The organism is Serinicoccus sp. CUA-874, from assembly GCF_001942225.1.
In the GTDB taxonomy this organism is placed as follows: domain Bacteria; phylum Actinomycetota; class Actinomycetes; order Actinomycetales; family Dermatophilaceae; genus Ornithinicoccus; species Ornithinicoccus marinus.
The window spans coordinates 165702-183202 of record NZ_MKJZ01000036.1 but is presented as its reverse complement, the minus strand read 5'-3'; the positions used below and the strand labels follow the sequence as shown (position 1 = coordinate 183202).

The following is a 17501-nucleotide window of genomic DNA, read 5'->3' as shown; positions in this document are numbered from 1 at the left end:
TCGGCGGACGCCACCGAGGCGGTGCCGGTCGTCGTGCCGCGCACGCTGGTCCGTGGACGCTGCGCGAGCGCGTCGGCGAGGGCGGTATGGGGGTGGTCTGGCGGGCGGACGACGAGCGCGGCCGCGAGGTCGCGATCAAGGTGCTGCGCTCGCACATCGCGCACGACGAGGGGGCACGGGCGCGGCTCCGGCGCGAGGTCAGCACCCTCGCGCGGGTGAAGCACCCTCAGGTCGCGGCGGTGATCGACGCCGACGTGGACGGGCCGGCGCCCTACGTCGTGACGGACTACGTCCCCGGGCGGCCGCTGGACGTCGTCATCGAGGAGCAGGGGCCGCTGGGGCGGGAGGCGCTGCTGCGGCTCGCGCGCGGCCTGGCCGGGGCGCTGCAGGCGATCCACGGGCTCGGCATCGTGCACCGCGACCTCAAGCCGGGCAACGTGCTGCTCGTCGGCGAGGGGGAGCGGCTGGAGCCGGTGGTCATCGACTTCGGCATCGCGCAGGTCGCCGACGACGTGCGGCTCACCTCGACCGGGCTGGTCATGGGGACACCGGGCTACCTCTCGCCCGAGCTCGTCGACGGCGGCGAGATCACCGAGGCGACCGACTGGTGGGGCTGGGCGGCGTGCCTGGCGTATGCCGCCTCCGGCCAGCCACCCTTCGGCCGCGGCCCGATGACCGTGGTGCTCGACCGGGTGGTCCGGGGGCGGGTGCAGCTGAACGGGGTCGACCCCGAGCTCGCGCCCCTGCTGGCGACCGCTCTCTCGCCGCGCCCCTCGTGGCGGCCGAGTGCCGAGGAGGTGCTCGCCGCGGTCGAGCTGTATGCCCGCGGCCAGGACGTCACCGGCGCGCTGCCCCGGCTGTCGCAGGAGGACCCTGCGCACCACGCGACCGCGGCGCGGACGCCACCCAGGTGACGCCGCAGGTGCAGCACACCCGCGAGGCGCCGCGCCGGATGCCGGACGTCACCCGCGCCGCCCCGGCCGGGCCGAGCACCCGGCAGTGGGAGCAGCCGGAGCGCGGCGCCGTGCCTCCGCCGCCGGTGCGCCCTCGCGAGCCGCAGCAGTGGCCGAGCTCGGCCGAGCAGCAGCGCTACGCCGCCCGCCCGGAGCAGCGCCACGCCGAGCGCCAGCAGGGGTGGGCGCCTGCGCCGGACCAGCGCCAGCAGGGATGGGGGTCCGCGCCGGAGCAGCGGCGACCGGGCGCCGAGGTGCCGCCCCGCTCGGAGGGGGACGGGGCATACCCCGAGGTCGGGGGCCCGCATGGTCAAGGCCAGCCGGACCCGCGGATCGGGCGCAGCTCGCGCAGCGGGACCCTGGCCGCGATGCTGCTCGGCTTCGCGGCGGTCGCCTCCGCCGCGCCGCTGCTGGCGTGGGGGCTGTATGCCCTGTGGGGCCTGATGACGCGGACGGTCGACCGGGCGCTCACCGGGCTGGTCGTCCGGCGGCACGAGGCCGGGCGTCGGCGCAGCGACGTGCCGATGGCCGTGCTCGCCTCGCCGTGGCACCTCGTGGCGGCGGCGCTGTCGACGCTGCTGTCGCTGCTGCTGCCGCTGGCGATCGCCGGGGTGGTGGCACTGGTCGTCTCCGGGCTGCTCACGACGACCTCGGTCGCGCCGGGGATCGGGCCGACGCACCCCGTCGCGGTCGCCGTCGGCTCACTCGTCGGTGGTTGGCTCGGGTGGTGGGGGCCGGGGAGCACGCCGCTGCGGCGGGGGTCGCGCACGGTGGTGCGCGGTGCGGTGCCGCTGGGCGTGCCGACGATGGTGGTGGTGACGCTGTGCCTGGTGGGTGGCGGGGCGCTGGCCTACTGGTCGCTGCTCGACGGCGATGTCGTCTCCTGGTGGCCGCTGCCGGGCGGGACGACGCCGCTGGACTACCTGCCGTTCGGGCTGCCCTGAGACCACGGCATACCGTCACAGCAGCCTCACGAGGTGCAGTTATGCACGTGAGACTCGTCACACAAGCCTTCCCCTGAGCCCGACGCTGCCCTACCGTGGTCCGGGAGCCTCGTCCCGGGCGTCACACCTGCCCCATCCGGAAGGACCCACCCCATGGCCCGCCCTGCCCGTCATCGCGTCGCCCGCACCGGCGTCGCCCTGCGCCGCGCCGGTCAGGCCACGCTCGCCGGCACCGCGTCGCTGGCCTCGGTCGGCCTGACCGCGCCGAGCGCTGCGGCGGACGACCACAACGTGTGGGACCGCGTCGCGGACTGCGAGTCGAGCGGCAACTGGAGCATCAACACCGGCAACGGGTTCTACGGCGGGCTGCAGTTCTGGCACCCGACGTGGAAGGGCTTCGGCGGGCAGGAGTTCGCCGGGTATGCCCACCAGGCGACGAAGGCGGAGCAGATCACCGTCGCGCAGCGCGTGCTGCGGGTGCAGGGGCCGGGCGCCTGGCCGGTGTGCTCGGTACGCGCCGGGCTGACGATGAGCAACGGTCTCGAGCCCTACCCCGGTGGCGGCAGTCCTGCCCCCGAGCCGGAGCCCCAGCCGGATCCGGAGCCGCCGCGCGGCGAGGTGCAGACGTGGAAGGTGAGCGCCGGAGCCGGCGCCAACATCCGCTCCGGCCCGAGCACCGGGCACAGCGTCATCGGCGGTGCGGCCAACGGCACCCGCTTCCAGGGAGTGCAGAGCAACGGCTGGGTGAAGCTGCAGGGCCGCTCGGGGTGGATCAGCGCCAGCATCATGACCCGCGTCGGTGACGACGGCGGAGGTGGGGGAGGCGGCGGCTCGCAGATGGCGCCGCTCGTCGCCGACGGTATCCGCGGCCCGCTGACGACCAGGGCGATCCAGCGCTGGGTGGGCGTCTCCGAGACCGGCCGGTGGGACGGCACGACCATCCGCGCGGTGCAGGCCCGCGTCGGCACCGGCGTCGACGGCGTCTGGGGCCCGAAGTCGCAGGCCGCGCTGCAGAACTACATCGGCGTCTCCCGCGACGGCTCGACCTACATGAACCACCGCACGGTCGTCAGCCTTCAGAAGTGGCTCAACAGCAACGTCATCGGCTGAGACGGGTAGCATCGACGCGCTGTCCGGCCTCCGGGCTGGACGCGCTGGCGTGGCGCAATTGGTAGCGCACCTGTCTTGTAAACAGGTGGTTGAGGGTTCGAGTCCCTTCGCCAGCTCTCCTTTCGACCGGGGTTCTTAGCCCGCTGACCTGCAGAAACTCGGCTAACTCGACCGTCGCCCCTCGTGTCGGGCGTTGACACGTGTGCCCACAAACTCCCACTCTAGTTGCACGTATGTTGCACGAAATGGGGCTGTGATGGCGACGAGACGGGGCTTCGGGGCACTGCGACGGCTGCCGTCCAAGCGGTGGCAGGCGAGCTACACCGGACCCGACCTTGGGCGGCATACCGCACCGCACACCTTCGACTCGAAGGCGGACGCCGAGGCGTGGCTCGTGCACGAGCGGGCGTTGGTCGAGGGAGAGGGCTGGGTCGCGCCCAAGCGTCGTATTGAGGTCGCCGAGCGGTTAGCACCGCCGACCTTCGGCGAGTACGCCCGTCAGTGGCTGGCCGACCGGTCGCTCAAGCCGCGGACCGTCGAGGGATACGAGCACCTGCTGCGGCGCTACCTCGAGCCGGAGTTCGGCGACCTGCTCGTCTCAAACCTCACGCCGGCCGTCGTGCGTCGGTGGTGGGCCGGACTGTCTCCGGACCACCCGACGGTCAACGCCCGGGCCTACGCCCTGCTGCGGGCCGTCCTGACCACGGCGGTCGGTGAGGAGCTCCTCGCCAGCAACCCGTGCCGCGTACGCGGAGCCTCCAACCCTCCGACCAAGAAGCAGATCCGCCCGGCGACGCTCGACGAGCTGGATGTGCTCGTTGAGGAGATGCCTGACCAGTTCGGCGCCCTCGTCCTGCTCTGCGCGTGGTGCGCCCTGCGGGTGGGGGAGGTGCTCGAGCTGCGACGGCGCGACCTTGACCTGGACCGTGGCCTCGTCAAAGTGACCCGGGCTGTGTCCTGGGTTCGCGGCCAACCGGTCATCGGGACTCCAAAGTCGGCGGCGGGCACCCGTGAGGTGAGCCTGCCCCCGCACATCGTCCCCGCGCTGAAACAGCACCTGGAGCAGCATGTGCTGCCCGAAGCGGGTGCGCTGCTGTTCCCTTCCCGGAGTGACCACCGGCGTCATCTGCAGCCGACGGTGCTCCACACCGCGTGGCGCGAGGCTCGCTCAGCCGCTGGACGCGACGACCTTCGGATCCACGACATGCGGCACACCGGCGCGACCATGGCCGCCATGACCGGTGCCACGCTCGCAGAGTTGCAGGCTCGACTCGGCCATTCGACGGTGGCTGCCGCCCTGCGCTACCAACACGCCGCCCAAGGCCGCGACGCTGAGATCGCCGCGAGGCTCTCTGACCTAGCGTGGCCTAAGAATGACTAGGCGTGACAACCGGTGGCCTACGGGTGGCACAAGGGTCAGTTCACCCTGCCGCCGATGTGTGCTCGCTCATGTGAAGTAAGCCGAAAACGGTAGGCGCAAGGGTTGTCATCAGGTGCGCACAGCGGCCTCTCGTCCTTGAGGCACATGCTGCCGATGTCCGTACGCCTGCCAGTCGGGCGGACCGAACCCTTTCGAGGTCAAGAAGGCAAAGCCGGAAGTCGATTCTGAGCGAGCTCAATTTCTACCATTGGCAAACTCCCACGGTGGCGGAGCACGTTGCTGCCCGCTGCTTGCGCAATATTGATGGATAATATCAGCAATGGCCGTCTTCTTTTCGCTGAATGAGTGTCTCTGCTTATGTGTTCACTCATCGCGCCATTGCCGTCCGATGGCTTCGACTATCCTTAGTGTCTCCTCGGAAAGAGTGAAATGGTCCGCATGGGTGGCCAGTCCGATCTTGACGCCAGGAGCCGTTGGGACGATAATTGCCTCGGTATCGCACCATTCCTTGTTGCAGCCGCATGTGAAAACGGGGGGTGGTGTCTCTCTGGGGTCCAGTGCGAACTCTTTTTGCTGAGCTAGTGAGTGAATGCCGTCGTAGATTCGGGCGGTATGCCCTCTGACGCCGGCGAAAGGAGGGCTCTGAGCTGCGCCACTTCCGCTTCGGTGAGGCCTAAAATGTGCGCTTTCTCATATTCCGCAAGGCCCTCGTCAGTAATCAAGTAAGAAATGTCGGATACGTGCACCCCGTCTGCTCGCCACTCCTCAATTTTCTTACGCAATACATCGGCGCCAGCGTTGATCATAGTTTTTAAGCGCTGGTAGGCGCCGGAGGCGATAGCCATCCCATCCTTCGCTGTGACAGCCGCCGTCAAAGCCGCGTAGGCCCAGTGGCTTTGCAACAATTCGATCCAGTCTGGAAACTGGGACCAGTCGAGTCCCCATCCCTGGCCCATCTGCGGTCGCGGCGACCATGTCAGATATACGACTGGACTTGTGGATTGCAACTCGTAGGTGAAGGGGTAAAGGCGCTCCAATTCCCCGACTCGAATGAGTGTCCAGGGAACACCCCATCTCATGCCACCATCGTCGCCCAAAATATTGGCCTCTGAGAAGTGTAGCCAGGTTATCGCTTCGCCTGAGGGCTCACCGTCGTTCACCAACGATTGTGCACTCACGTACACATACGGGGGAGCCCAACCGGGCCAAGAGGCCTCGGGGCGAGGACGCTTCTCGGCAAAGTCCGCCCAAATCTGTCCCAGCGTGCACTCGAGAGGTACCTGCATCGACTCGTACTGAACTCCAGGCAACTCTCCAGTGTGGGGATCATGATTGACGAATCCCGTAAGCCCTACTCGCACGGTCACCAGGGAGTTCATGAAGGGAGAATACCGGAGTTAGCGCGGAAGTGCTCGTGCCCTGGAGGTGGTCATGACACGCCTGAGCTGTCGTCCTCCTCTGCCACAGCGTCTCGCTCTCGTCCCTACCCGTGCTGCGCCAACGGCCAATGACCTCGCGGGTGATAGGGCCGCCCCTAAGCGAGACTCTCACCCTGTCGCTGCAGGCATCTGTCAGCAGGGCATCCAGGCGAACAGCTACAGCGATTGGCCCGCGTCCCATGCCTTGCGCTGAGGAGGCGACGCTTGTCCCGTTGAAGGCTGTCGAGGGGTGACTGGTACGCCTCTGACCCCGCTTGGGGTCGTTGCTTGCTTGACTGGGCTGGGGCAGGTCAGTCACAGCACCCCATAATGGCCAGCATGGACTGGGCGTGGAACCCCGACAGTGTCGCAGCTGTTGGCACTGCGGCAGCGACAATGTTCGCCGGTTTGGCTGCACTGCTCGCCGTGCTCGATCTCGCACGACGCCGCCGTGCTGACACGCGGCAGCAGGCTGCCCTCATAGGAGCTTGGACCGTCGTGGATTACGATGCATTCGACCCGCAGACTGGTGAAGGCATCGTTTGTCGTCTACACGTAAACAACCGCAGCGATTTGCCCATCTTCAACCTCGTCGTTACATGTGATGCTCGCTTGGGTAAATCGGACCAGCCGACCTTCCGTTGGCATAGTTTGGGGCCTGGGCAAGAATTGACAAAAGAGGTCTGGCAGACGAGCGCTCATGACGCCTTGGGATACCCTGGTCAAGTCGTTTCGTACAGTTTCTCGGATCACGCCAGCCGTAAGTGGAGTAGGAACGGCGACGGTCTATTAACGGCTCTGGACTAGAGGCCTGTGCAGCGACTCAGGCTGTCGACTTCTCGCTACGGGGCGTTGGCCGAGTAGGAAGCTTAATCGCGCGACTCCTCACGAACTCGGCGGAGGCGCCTCATGCTCGAAATCGAGATAGCGGTCGGACGCACTCTTTGTGCGGTTAGCCACGTCTGTGTAAGGCGGGCCGCCCGAAGACGACCGGCCGGCCTCTCTCCCGAGGTAGAGAGGCCGGGGGCTTGCGGCGCGGGCTGCGTGAAATTGTGGATAGACGTGTGGCTTTATTCGCTGCGCACAGCGTGGACCGGCCAGGGGCGGTGGCGATCGGACCGATCCACCATCACGTGAAGGAGAGGATTTATATGGTACTGCTCTACCCAGGGGCCGACACGTATTACATCTCTGGGTATACGCGCGTGCGCGGCCACAGCAAGTTCGCCGGCGGGAATATTTTTTGTGAAGCTGCGGTCGGATTGAATCTTGACTAGATCTGGATCGACCTCTACCTCGCAGGCTAGTCCGGTTTGCATGTCGGTCAGTATCCAGGACGTCGGCTCCTTCTGGTCCGTTAACCATATAGAAGAGAGCGCGGCCCGCGAGGGGTCCGGAACGCGTTCAAATTCGCTGTCTCGTACCAGTCGTTCGTGCGCATCGATCCATCTAGAGGAGGTTATGGACCAGGGCACTTCGTTTGGGTCCTGTTGCATCCGTTCCAGCCAGGGCAGACGCTCGAGCTGGCGTCCGAGGCGGGACGGGTAGTGCAGGAACGCGGTCCGAGGGAAGGACTTAAGGCGTTTGCCACTAGTCAGGCGGTCACCGATCCAACTAATCAGATCGTTCAGCGTCTGCTGCCCAGTCAGGCATTCTAAAAAAGTTGGTTCGTAGCCTGCGTGAGCGACCCGGTTCCGCAATGCGTAGACACTGCGGTACCAGTGTTGCGGGGCTACGCCCTCCTCGTCCAGCGACCAGTTCCCGCCAAGCCGGGGCGGCAGTTCTCGTTTGATGCGTGTTATCAGAGAGTCGGGCCAGTCGCGAGAACTATCCTCGGGAGTCAGCCCCTCTTCCCATCGTAGGGTCAGCATCAGCCGGTTCAGCAGCACCTCAGATGCTGCACCCAGCATCACGGCGCATTCTCGAAGGTTCCCCTCGAGTCTCAGAGCAACATCGGCCTGGTTGTAGAGGTCAATGTAGGGCAAGGCGTGAGCGCCGCGGAAGGGCGCGTCGAGCATTTCGCCGCGCTCGGCGGGGGAGAGGATGACTGGCGGGCCAAAACGGTCGAGCCGGTCGTTGATGAAGAACAGTCCCGAGGTCGTTTCGCCGGGATTACGTGCGTCCATGTTGCGTACCCCGTAGCTGACAACCGGGGGGAGCTGCTGACGGGACAGTAATCTGACAACCCGACGAGTGGTGGCTGCGTAGCACCGCTGCAGGTGACGAACGCTCTTCAGGGCCACGTCGAACGCGTCGCTCACCAGATCTGGCGCTGGTTCGTGCAGTTGTGGGCGGCCCCTAACTTCGAGACCGCTCTCCGCCATCTGTCTGGCCAACATCGAGATCAAGGGCACGGCGACCTCGACCACCTTCAAGGTGCTGTCTAGGTTAGGTGGTTTGTCTGTGGGCTGCGCAGCGTAAGGGAAGCCACGCTGAAATGCTTCCATCATCGGAGTGAACCCGCTTGATATTGCTGCGTCTTGCGCGACGTCATGGCAGATGAGCGAAGCTTCTACGATTTCGCCTATGTCCTGCTCCTCGGATTCATCTGCGCCTGTGAGGACCCGTATTGCCTCGATCAAACTGGGGTGTGGCCAGGCGAAAAGGCTGACAGCCTCACCTGACGGCCAGCCAAATCCGTCTTTGAGCGGAAAGAAAAAGACGATAACTCGTTCACCCTCGGGCACTAACAGGAAGGGGCCATCATGGATGCTGTCTTGGTCGGCCAAGTTTACGTCACCTTACCTATGCTGATGAGCAGTTCTGAATATTGGACACGACCGCCGGGGTGATCTGACATTGCTCGGGATTCAATCTGAGGTGAAGGTCAACGCCGAGGCGTTCGTCGCTTGGAGTAACAACTCGGCGTCTCGCGTCGCGAACGCACGGACCTTTCATGCGCCTTCATACTATGCTCGGGGACACCAAGCCTGATAGATATCGTTCCACGAACCTCGTGAGCGTGTCGGACCAAATCGCTGACCGCTTCAGTCGGCGCCGAAGTAATTGGAACGCCAACGTAGTACATCGATCTCCCCGAGTCAGCCCATCCGCGACCAGCATCTACCGCCGAGGTTCCAGCCGTGCGCCCGAGGCAGCACCGAGGAACACACCTGGTGCACTCGGTGACGTTCGTGGCGGCAGAGGTGAACGCCCGGGGTGGGAGGGGCGGCTTGTGATAGGTGTGATGACATTGCACAAGCTGGCCGCCGGGAGCGGGCACACGTACCTTACAGGCCAGGTCGCCCAGCACGACGCGACGGAGCGCCGGCAGGCCGGGCTGGCGTCCTATTACGAGGAGAAGGGCGAGGCACCGGGGCGGTGGCTCGGGACCGGCCTGGCCGGCCTCGACCTCACCGTTGGGGATGTGGTGTCCGAGGAGCAGATGCGGTTGCTCTTCGGGCAGGGCCGCCACCCACGCTCCGAAGAACCTAATGCGGCAGCGAACGGGTGGAGCGGGTTGGGGCGGGCGTTCCCGACGTTCGACGCCACCACGTTGCGGCAGGTCACAGCTCGTGCGTTCAGCGAGCACAACACCAGCCGGAATCTGCCGTGGAACGCTCCGATCCCGGCGGAGGAACGGGCGGCGATCCGCACCCGCGTGGCCCGGGAGGTTTTCGAGGAGCGGCTCGGCCGGGCACCGGTGGACGAGGCGGAGTTGACGAGGTTCGTCGCGCGGGCGTCGCGGCCGGCGCAGGTGCCGGTGGCGGGGTTCGACCTGACGTTCTCGCCGGTGAAGTCGGTCTCGACCCTGTGGACTCTCGCCTCTCCGGAGGTCGCGAAGCAGGTGGAGGCCGCGCACGAGGACGCGGTCTATAAGACGCTGTCCATGCTCGAGCGCGAGGTGGCTTTCACGCGGCTGGGCAAGGGCGGCATCCGCCAGGTGCCGGTGACCGGCTTGGTGGCGGCGGCGTTCGACCACCGCGACTCCCGCACCGGGGACCCGGACCTGCACACCCACCTCGTGGTCTCCAACAAGGTCCAGTCGCTGCCCCAGGAGGGTGGGAGGTGGCTCACGCTGGACGGGCGGATGCTGTTCAAGGCCAAGGTCATGGCCTCCGAGCACTACAACACCCACCTCGAAGCCGGCCTCGTCGAACGCCTCGGCGTCGCGTTCGTCGAGCGTCCTTCACCGGTACCCACCGCCGGGAACGGCAACATCCGCAACGGCACGAGGCCCAAGACGGTGCTCACCGACGCTGCCGGGGAGGTGACGATCGCCGTCCCGCGGGATCGGGCCGGCACGTTCGAACCGGTCATCGTCAAGAAGCGCCAACGCCGCCTCTCGGACGTGGATGCCGTCGCGATCAGCCTGTTCGCCAAGGGCTTGACCACCGGTGAGATCTCCGCGCACTTTCACGAGGTGTACGGCGCCAGTATCAGCAAGGACACGGTCTCGAGGATCACGGACAAGGTGCTGGAGGAGATGGCCGCCTGGTCCTCCCGGCCGCTGCAACCGGTGTACGCGGCCATCTTCATCGACGCGATCTACGTCAAGGTTCGCGACGGCCAGGTCGGCAACCAGCCCTTTTACGCCGCGATCGGCGTGGACCTGAACGGGCGTCGAGACGTCCTAGGCCTGTGGGCCGGGCAGGGGGGTGGTGAGAGCGCGAAGTTCTGGATGAACGTGCTGGCGGATCTGAAGAACCGTGGCGTGCGGGATGTCTTCTTCATCGTCTGCGACGGCCTCAAGGGACTGCCCGACAGCGTGAACGCGGTGCGCCCGCAGGCGATCGTGCAGGCCTGCGTGATCCACCTCATCCGCGCCACGCTGCGGTACGCGAGCCGGAAGTACTGGGACCAGCTGGCCAAGGACCTGCGCCGCATCTACACCGCCCCCTCGGTGGAGCCAGCGTGGAGGCGTTCGAGGAGCTGGAGGAGAAGTGGGGCAAGCCCTATCCCGCGATCCCGAAGATGTGGAGAGCGGCGTGGGAGGAGTTCATCCCGTTTCTTGCCTACGACGTGGAGATCCGCCGCGTGCTGTTCTCCACCAACGCCATCGAGTCCCTGCACGCCAGGTACCGGCGCGCGGTGACCGTTCGCGGGCACTTCCCGACCGAGCAGGCCGCGCTGAAGTGCCTCTACCTGGTCACCCGCGGGCTGGACCCCAAGGGCACCGGCCAGGCACGATGGACCATGCGGTGGAAGCCCGCGCTCAACGCTTTCGCCGTCACCTTCGCCGACCGCATGCCGGCCGCGGAGAACCTCTGAGATGAATCGCCGGAAACACCGTTCATCGGACAGCCCCCTGCATGCCTTTGCAGTGGTCTGGAGGAGCCACAAAGGATCATCTCTGATGCACGTATGTTGCACGAAGCGGTCCGAACTCGGCTATATCGTGCCATTGGTGCAGGTCAGCGCGTTCTGCTTGGGTGTCTTGTAAACAGGTGGTTGAGGGTTCGAGTCCCTTCGCCAGCTCTGAGATCGCCTATGTGGCAGGCGATTCGGGCTTTGCAGTCTCTACCTTGGCCTCCTGTTCGAAAAACAGGAAAGTCGGCCTGCGCAGAGTCACTCACCTCTGGTTTGGTGGTGCAGGACAAGTCGAGGGTGCTTTGGTCATCCGAGTCACTGATGCACGTATGCTTCACGCTCGACGGGTGGGGGGCAGGTGTGATTGCTCCGCTCGGCGCCCAGCTGCGGCGGTTGGGCGCGCTGCGCATCCGTCAGCATCACAGTTTCGCCGCCATCTGCAGCAGCCCCGTCGCGTTCAGCCACCCAAGTGCTCTCGGGTCCAGAGTGCGTGGCCCGTGTTCGGTGAGAGGGTCGCCAGGAGATATGGACAGGACGAAGCCGGCTGCGGTCGCGAGGGCCACCGTGGGACCTCCTTCTTCGCCACCTGTGCCTTCGCCCGGGGACACGCCCAGCGCGACATTCTCGGGTACGCCGTCGAGGGTGACCGCGGCGAGCAGCGCCATCCCGGCAGCCCCTTTCACTGAGGGTGCCGCGGCACGTTGTCCTTCCGTGGCAGCTTGCTTGTCCAGCTTGTCGTTGCCGCGGTCGGTGTCGTCACCCGTTCCGGCGGCGGCGGCCCAGTCCAGCCATGCGCTGAGGAAGGTGAAGACCACCGCCCCCACGATCAGGCCTAGTCGCCACAGGCCGCCCTGCTCGTGCGCGTCCTCGAAGAGCTCGAACGCCAGCGCCGTGATGAGCGCCCCGGAGGCGAAGGCCAGCATCGCGGCCAGCACCCGCTTGGGGATCTGGAACCGTCACCCGACCACGGCACCCAGCACGAGCGCGCTGGACCCGAGCAGACCGAGAGTCACTGCCTGCGTCACGACTCACGTCCTCCCCTGCCTTGCGCTACCTCACCTGAGCACGGATATCAGCGGGTCTGGTCGGGGTCGGTGGTGTCCCCTCCGCTGTGGCGCAGGGCGCGGGCCTTGTCCTCGTCCTCCTGCTCCTTCTCCTGCGCCGCGCGGATCTTGGCGTCGTCACGGGGGGGCAGCTGTATGTCTTCCTCGGCCTCGATGCCGGCGATGAGCTGACGGGACCGCTCGAGCTCGGCGTCGACCTCCACCCCGAGCAGCAGCGCGAGGTTGGTGATCCACAGGTAGAGCAGGAAGATGATCACCCCGGCGAACGAACCGTAGGTGGCGCCGTAGCTGGAGAAGTTGGCGATGTAGAAGCCGAACGCGACCGAGATGAGGACCCAGACCAGGATCGCGAACGCGGCCCCGATGCTCAGCCACCGGAACTTCGGCTGCTTCACGTTGGGCGTGCTGTAGTACAGCAGCGCCACGAGCAGCATGACCAGGACCAGCACGACCGGCCACTTGGCGATCTGCCACACGGTGACCACGGTCGACCCCAGGCCGATCGCCTCGCCGAGCGCCGTCGCCACCGGACCGGACACGATGAGCATGAGGGCGATGAGCACCACCATGAGCACCATGACCAGGGTGATCAGGAGCATGACCGGGCGCAGCTTCCACACCGGCCGACCCTCCTCGATCTCATAGACCCGGTTCATCGCGCGGCTGAACGCGGTGACGTAGCCCGAGGCCGACCACAGCGCGGTCGCCAGACCGATGACCAGGGCGAGCCCGGCACCGGGGGAGGTGGCCAACGACTGCACCACCGGCTTCAGGGTGGAGGACCCGGACTCGCCCAGCACGCTGCTCAGCACGGGCATCACCGCGCTGACGACCTGCTGGCTCTGCCCGACCAGTCCCAGCAGGGAGAAGATCGCGATGAGCGCCGGGAAGATGGCCAGGACGGCGTAGTACGTCAGCGCGGCCGCGAGGTCGGTGCACTCGTCGTCCAGGAACTCCCGGAACGCCTTGCCAGCGGTGTACTTCCACGCCGGCCCGGTCATCTTCGCGGGCGTGTCCGGCTTGTCCTCCCGCTCGGGCTCCGGGGCGTCCGCCTGCGCGGCCCTGCGTTCGGATGCCCTGGAGCTCACCGCCGCACCCGCCGGGCGACCCCGATGATCAGCACCACTGCGGCCAGGGCACCCAGCGCGGGGGCCAGCACGCTGAGCACGTCCCGGTGGTCATCACTGTTCAACCTGGTCTTGACCTCACCCAGCCCGGCGTTGGCGCGGGTCTTGATCGACTCGACCTTGTCCCGGGCCTGCTTCTTCACGTCCAGGCGTTCGGTGAGCTCGTCGACGGTGTCGCCGAGCTCGGCGCGGTGCCGGGCGATGTCGGCCTCGATCTGTGCCGGGTCGTTGCTGGCCTCGTCCTGGGTGTTGTCGCTGTCGGGGTTCTCATGCGGTGTGGCGCTCATGACTGGGCTGCCCCCTTGACCTGCTCGATGTCCTGCTTGACGTTGTCCATGGCACGTTCGGGCTTGGCCGGGGTGGCCTCCTGCACGCGCTTCTTGCCCACCAGCGACACCACCGCCGCCGCGGCGAGCAGCAGCAGTGTCACGATGCCGGCGGCGGCCCACGGGGGCAGCACCAGGGCCAGGGCCAGGATGGCCGTCGTGATCAGGGCGGCGATGCCGAAGAAGGCGAGCAGGCCACCGGCGCCGAACATGCCGAGGCCCACGCCCGCGTTCTTGGCCTTGGCGCTCAGCTCGGCCTGCGCCAGGCGCATCTCGTCCCGGATGAGCGTGCTCGTCTGCTCGCTCATCCGCGCGATGAGCTCACCCGTTGACGCATGATCGGTGTCGGGGGTGAACCTCTCAGCCACGGGGGCTCTCCTGGTCATCACCCGCGAGGGCGGTGTCGGTGTCGACCTCCCACGGGTCATCCGTGCTGTCCTGGTCGCCGTCCTGGGCGTTGCTCAGCCGGCCCTTGGCCTGCTCGGTCACCTTCCCGGCCTGCTGCTTGGCCTTGTCCGCCTGCTCCTGCACCGTGGGGTGGGACCACAGCTCCTGCGCCTTGGCGCTGATCTGCTCATACCGTTCCCGGCCTGCCTTGGCGCCCAGGACGTACCCGGCGCCGAACGCGGCGGCCATCATGATCTTGCTCATGGTCTGCTCCTGACTGCAGAGGTGGGGTGGTGCCAGACCCGGGTGGGTCGCGTCGTCTTGCTCAGACGCAGATGGTGGTAATACGGTGTAAACGTACGACGTGTCCGAGGTCCATGCAAGCGTGCCCGGCGGGCCGGGCCAGTTGAGGGAAGTGGTGAGTTCCAGTGGGCGACAAGATGTGGAGTCTGGCGACGACGGCGGCGGCGATCGGTGGTGGGGTGATGGCCAAGAACGTCATCGAGACGACGTGGAAGTTCGTCACCGGCAGCAACTCCCCGAGCAACCCCGAGGACCCGGAGGTGGACTGGGGTGAGGCCATGGCTTTCGCGCTGGTCTCGGGGGCGATCGTGCAGCTGGTGCGGGTCAGCATCAACCACAAGTCCACGCAGGCGTTCGCCAAGCGCAAGGGCCGCCTGCCCGAGTCGGTCGCGAGTTGACCGCGACGGGGACGACGAGCCGACACGCGGGGCGTGTGACAGGGTGGTATCCCAGGAGGTGTGCCGATGAGCCCAGAGGAGCCGGACGAGGCGGGGTCCACGCGGCCACCACGCCTCAGCCGCGAGCGCATCGTCGAAGCTGGCCTGGCCAGTATCGAGGCTCATGGTGTGGACCAGATGACCATGCGCAGCCTGGGCCGCGACCTCGGGGTTGAGGCGATGGCCCTGTACCGGTATGTCTCCGGGCGAGAAGATCTGCTGGAGGCGGTCGTGGAGAGCCTCCTGGACGGGCTCATCGAGCGCGTGGAGGCCGCGCAGACCACCAGCTGGCAGGAATACCTGCAGCACGTCGCGCACGAGATCCGCCAGATGGCCCTGGCCAACCCCACGGCGTTCCCCCTGGTGGTCTCGCGGCACCCAGCGGCGCCCTGGCTGCGACCGCCCTTGCGCGACATCGCCATGGTCGAGCACCTCCTGGCCACCCTGTGCGAGCGAGGCTTCAGCGACGACCAAGCGGTGGACACCTACAAGGCCTTCACCAGCTTCCTCGTCGGGTACCTGCTCTTGGAGGTTTCCACCCAGGTCGAGAATGTTGCCGCCGTGGACGAACCGATGAACGAGGGCAGCGCCGACATCCCAGAGCAAGACACGAGGGAAGATGTCGACTTCGGGCAGGCGCCGCACGTGGTGCGGATGCGCGACCGCCTCAGCCAGGACCACAGCGAGGCCGAGTTCGAGACCGGCCTCGAGAGCCTGCTCAACCGCATCGAGAACACCGTCTCGCATTAGCCCCCGGTCCGGCTGGGGTGCCCGCGATGGGCGCATCGGGCCACCCGCGGGTCAGGCGGCCGTCTGTACGCCCCTGAACCCACCCCGATGCCTCGGGTCTTTACCACCGCCGAGGTTGCGGTCTAACCTGTCGATGTTTACAGCGTAAGCAGTTCGTTCATTCGGCTGCGCCAGGCAGGGGTAGGAGGGCTCATGGCCGTCGCGTGCAGTGAGTTCGTCCCGTCAGTCCGGCCGGCGCGTCCGCGGGTCGCGGTCGTGACGGTGGTCCGAGGCGAGCATGGGGCGCTGTTGGCCCAGGTCGACGGACTGTCCGCGAGCACGTGGCCCCCCGACGTGCATGTCACCCTCGCGGTCGCGGATCGAGAGCTGAACCGCAACAAGCTGCCGATACGGTCCGACCGGTGGGAGACCTTCATCGTCTCCGGCGGGGCCCTGCGACGAGCTCCCAGGGCTGCCTTCCGGTCCTCGGTGATGCATGCCTGCGACGTGGCAATGAACGCTGGTGCTGAAGTGCTCGTGTTCATCGACGTGCGGTGCCTCCCGGGGCCCCGGCTGCTGCAGGCCTACGCCGAGCACGCCACCAACAGCACCCAGACAACCCCAGTCCTGTGGAGCGCCGCCGAGGCCGTGCAGCTCGACGTACCACCGGGGACCGTGTATCCCGTCTCGGGCGGGCTGGGGTCCCTCATCACATCAACACCGGTCCTCACCCACCCGAGCCCGACGACGGGACCGGCGATCGCGGTGGCAGGGTTCTAGGCCGCCGCTAACCGCCATGCGGTGGTTCACGTGGTCCTCGAGCCGAGCGGTGGCACGGTGCCCGTCTGGGTTGCGGGGTCATCGTCGGGGCGCTTACGTTTACGATGTAAACGGACGGTGCATCAGGGCGCCGGCCACCATCACAGGAGGTTTCCGCATGTGGAACGAGGAACAGATCCAGCCCCTGCACAACGGCGGTGTGGTCGTCGACCAGGATGGGGAGAAGGTCGGCAAGGTCGGCCAGGTCTACCTGGAGGACTCGACCGGGGAGCCCGCATGGGTGACGGTCAAGACCGGGCTCTTCGGCACCTCGGAGTCCTTCGTGCCCCTGCAGGGTGCCACCGTGCAGGACCAGGAGGTCCGGGTGCCGTACACCAAGGACCAGGTCAAGGACGCCCCCCGGGTCGAGGAGGACGGTCACATCTCGGTGGAGGAGGAGCGTGAGCTGTTCCGTTACTACGGCGGTCAGGACGGCCAGAAGAACGCGAACAACGGCGCACCAGCCGCGCGCGACCAGGAAGACACCCGCACCGGCACCACCAGCCGAACCGACACCGGAACGGGCATGACCGACAGGACGGATACCGCCGCAGGCGCCGACGGCACTGGGCGCGGCACCTACGACACCGACTCGGACGCCAGCATGGTCCGCTCCGAGGAGCAGCTGAACGTCGGCACCGAGAAGGTCACCACCGGCAAGGCCCGCCTGCGCAAGTACGTCGTCACCGAGCACGTCACCAAGACCGTCCCCGTCCAGCGTGAGGAGGTCCGCATCGAGCGCGAGCCGCTCGACGAGGCGGACCGGGACCGCCTGGCCGGGTCCGACCTGGGCGAGGACGAGCAGGAAGTCACCCTCACCGAGGACCAGGTCGTCGTCGACAAGGAGACCGTTCCCGTCGAGAAGGTGCGTCTGGACACTGACAGCGTCACCGAGGAGCAGCAGGTCAGCGACGAGGTCCGCAAGGAGCAGATCGACACCGACCTGCCCGACCAGCACCGCAACCACTGACCCACACCCCACCCGCGTCGGCCCTATCCCAACTGGGGGTGGGGCTGACGCGTGCGTTCCTGGGCATGGGTCCGGCAGTCGAGCATCTCTGACCTGCGATTTCGTGACCCAGTACAGTGCGAGGGTGCTGCTCCATTTTAGTTACCGATGCACGTATGCTGCACGCGCGACGGGGCGAGGGCAGGGGCTCGAGCCTGCAGTGGCGACACCGCACATCTTCTCATGAGCTTACAGGTCGACATGCGGGTGTCACCGGCCCGTGCAGTGGTCCCCAACTTCCCGA

Annotated in this window: 16 protein-coding genes, 1 tRNA gene and 1 pseudogene; 11 read left to right on the top strand and 7 right to left on the bottom strand. The window is 66.8% G+C overall.

Annotated elements, in window-relative coordinates; genetic code table 11:
- The first annotated feature begins 86 nt into the window (after positions 1–86).
- The 5 genes from BJF80_RS14385 to BJF80_RS14365 all read left to right on the top strand — a co-directional run bounded on the left by BJF80_RS14385 (position 87) and on the right by BJF80_RS14365 (position 4388).
- On the top strand, positions 87–914 hold the full coding sequence (locus BJF80_RS14385) for a serine/threonine-protein kinase (protein ID WP_075814620.1): 828 nt from the start codon (positions 87–89) through the stop codon (positions 912–914).
- Positions 911–1897: a hypothetical protein gene (locus BJF80_RS14380; RefSeq protein ID WP_075814618.1), complete on the top strand. Its 987-nt coding sequence runs from the start codon at positions 911–913 to the stop codon at positions 1895–1897. The genes BJF80_RS14385 and BJF80_RS14380 overlap by 4 nt, the downstream gene beginning before the upstream one ends.
- 153 nt (positions 1898–2050) lie before the next feature.
- Positions 2051–3007, top strand: coding sequence for a transglycosylase family protein (locus BJF80_RS21285; RefSeq protein WP_075814615.1), 957 nt, complete (start codon positions 2051–2053; stop codon positions 3005–3007).
- Positions 3008–3050: 43 nt separating this feature from the next.
- Positions 3051–3123: transfer RNA gene (locus BJF80_RS14370), tRNA-Thr, on the top strand.
- Positions 3124–3263: 140 nt separating this feature from the next.
- Entirely contained in the window at positions 3264–4388 is a 1125-nt protein-coding gene (locus BJF80_RS14365; protein WP_075814749.1) for a tyrosine-type recombinase/integrase, read from the top strand.
- Between the two features lie 578 nt (positions 4389–4966).
- Here the strand turns inward: BJF80_RS14365 and BJF80_RS18555 are convergent.
- A complete protein-coding gene (locus tag BJF80_RS18555; RefSeq protein WP_143554137.1) occupies positions 4967–5548 on the bottom strand; it encodes a hypothetical protein in 582 nt (193 codons plus the stop codon).
- A gap of 597 nt (positions 5549–6145) precedes the next feature.
- Here BJF80_RS18555 and BJF80_RS18550 point away from each other — a divergent pair.
- A complete protein-coding gene (locus tag BJF80_RS18550; RefSeq protein ID WP_143554136.1) occupies positions 6146–6613 on the top strand; it encodes a hypothetical protein in 468 nt (155 codons plus the stop codon).
- 263 nt (positions 6614–6876) lie between these two features.
- Here the strand turns inward: BJF80_RS18550 and BJF80_RS18545 are convergent, their stop codons facing one another.
- The gene (locus tag BJF80_RS18545) at positions 6877–8535 is read right to left on the bottom strand and encodes a hypothetical protein (RefSeq protein ID WP_143554135.1); all 1659 of its coding nucleotides are present in this window, start codon (positions 8533–8535) and stop codon (positions 6877–6879) included.
- Between the two features lie 167 nt (positions 8536–8702).
- Here BJF80_RS18545 and BJF80_RS20495 point away from each other — a divergent pair.
- Positions 8703–11017 (top strand): annotated as a pseudogene (locus tag BJF80_RS20495) (IS256 family transposase).
- 458 nt (positions 11018–11475) lie between these two features.
- On the opposite strand, the gene BJF80_RS14350 reads toward BJF80_RS20495, so the two are convergent.
- The 5 genes from BJF80_RS14350 to BJF80_RS14330 all read right to left on the bottom strand — a co-directional run bounded on the left by BJF80_RS14350 (position 11476) and on the right by BJF80_RS14330 (position 14224).
- Positions 11476–11991, bottom strand: a complete 516-nt coding sequence (locus tag BJF80_RS14350) for a ZIP family metal transporter (protein ID WP_075814611.1) — start codon at positions 11989–11991, stop codon at positions 11476–11478.
- A 137-nt stretch (positions 11992–12128) separates the two neighbouring features.
- Positions 12129–13208 (bottom strand): YihY/virulence factor BrkB family protein, encoded by a 1080-nt coding sequence (locus tag BJF80_RS14345; RefSeq protein ID WP_075814609.1) that lies wholly within the window; start codon positions 13206–13208, stop codon positions 12129–12131.
- A complete protein-coding gene (locus BJF80_RS14340; protein WP_075814606.1) occupies positions 13205–13534 on the bottom strand; it encodes a DUF3618 domain-containing protein in 330 nt (109 codons plus the stop codon). Before BJF80_RS14340 ends, BJF80_RS14345 begins: the two co-directional genes overlap by 4 nt.
- Positions 13531–13941 carry a phage holin family protein gene (locus tag BJF80_RS14335; protein WP_143456682.1) on the bottom strand — a complete coding sequence of 137 codons (411 nt, stop codon included), beginning with the start codon at positions 13939–13941 and terminating at the stop codon, positions 13531–13533. The genes BJF80_RS14340 and BJF80_RS14335 overlap by 4 nt, the downstream gene beginning before the upstream one ends.
- Entirely contained in the window at positions 13934–14224 is a 291-nt protein-coding gene (locus tag BJF80_RS14330) for a hypothetical protein (RefSeq protein ID WP_075814602.1), read from the bottom strand. The genes BJF80_RS14335 and BJF80_RS14330 overlap by 8 nt, the downstream gene beginning before the upstream one ends.
- Before the next feature lie 164 nt (positions 14225–14388).
- Between BJF80_RS14330 and BJF80_RS14325 the strand changes: the two genes are divergently transcribed.
- The 4 genes from BJF80_RS14325 (at position 14389) to BJF80_RS14310 (ending at position 17218) form a co-directional block, all read left to right on the top strand.
- Positions 14389–14661 (top strand): DUF4235 domain-containing protein, encoded by a 273-nt coding sequence (locus BJF80_RS14325; protein ID WP_022925111.1) that lies wholly within the window; start codon positions 14389–14391, stop codon positions 14659–14661.
- A 66-nt stretch (positions 14662–14727) separates the two neighbouring features.
- Positions 14728–15450 (top strand): TetR/AcrR family transcriptional regulator, encoded by a 723-nt coding sequence (locus tag BJF80_RS14320; RefSeq protein ID WP_066641220.1) that lies wholly within the window; start codon positions 14728–14730, stop codon positions 15448–15450.
- 255 nt (positions 15451–15705) lie between these two features.
- Positions 15706–16209 (top strand): hypothetical protein, encoded by a 504-nt coding sequence (locus tag BJF80_RS14315; RefSeq protein ID WP_143554133.1) that lies wholly within the window; start codon positions 15706–15708, stop codon positions 16207–16209.
- A 157-nt stretch (positions 16210–16366) separates the two neighbouring features.
- Positions 16367–17218: a DUF2382 domain-containing protein gene (locus tag BJF80_RS14310; RefSeq protein WP_075814598.1), complete on the top strand. Its 852-nt coding sequence runs from the start codon at positions 16367–16369 to the stop codon at positions 17216–17218.
- Positions 17219–17501: the final 283 nt, after the last annotated feature.

What these genes read in the sequence shown, in the direction of transcription:
- BJF80_RS14385 (WP_075814620.1), top strand. Translation starts at nt 87, where the DNA reads ATGGGGGTGGTCTGGCGGGCGGACGACGAGCGCGGCCGCGAGGTCGCG.
- BJF80_RS21285 (WP_075814615.1), top strand. Translation starts at nt 2,051, where the DNA reads ATGGCCCGCCCTGCCCGTCATCGCGTCGCCCGCACCGGCGTCGCCCTG.
- BJF80_RS14365 (WP_075814749.1), top strand. Translation starts at nt 3,264, where the DNA reads ATGGCGACGAGACGGGGCTTCGGGGCACTGCGACGGCTGCCGTCCAAG.
- BJF80_RS18550 (WP_143554136.1), top strand. Translation starts at nt 6,146, where the DNA reads ATGGACTGGGCGTGGAACCCCGACAGTGTCGCAGCTGTTGGCACTGCG.
- BJF80_RS14340 (WP_075814606.1), bottom strand. Translation starts at nt 13,534, where the DNA reads ATGAGCGCCACACCGCATGAGAACCCCGACAGCGACAACACCCAGGAC.
- BJF80_RS14330 (WP_075814602.1), bottom strand. Translation starts at nt 14,224, where the DNA reads ATGAGCAAGATCATGATGGCCGCCGCGTTCGGCGCCGGGTACGTCCTG.
- BJF80_RS14320 (WP_066641220.1), top strand. Translation starts at nt 14,728, where the DNA reads ATGAGCCCAGAGGAGCCGGACGAGGCGGGGTCCACGCGGCCACCACGC.
- BJF80_RS14310 (WP_075814598.1), top strand. Translation starts at nt 16,367, where the DNA reads ATGTGGAACGAGGAACAGATCCAGCCCCTGCACAACGGCGGTGTGGTC.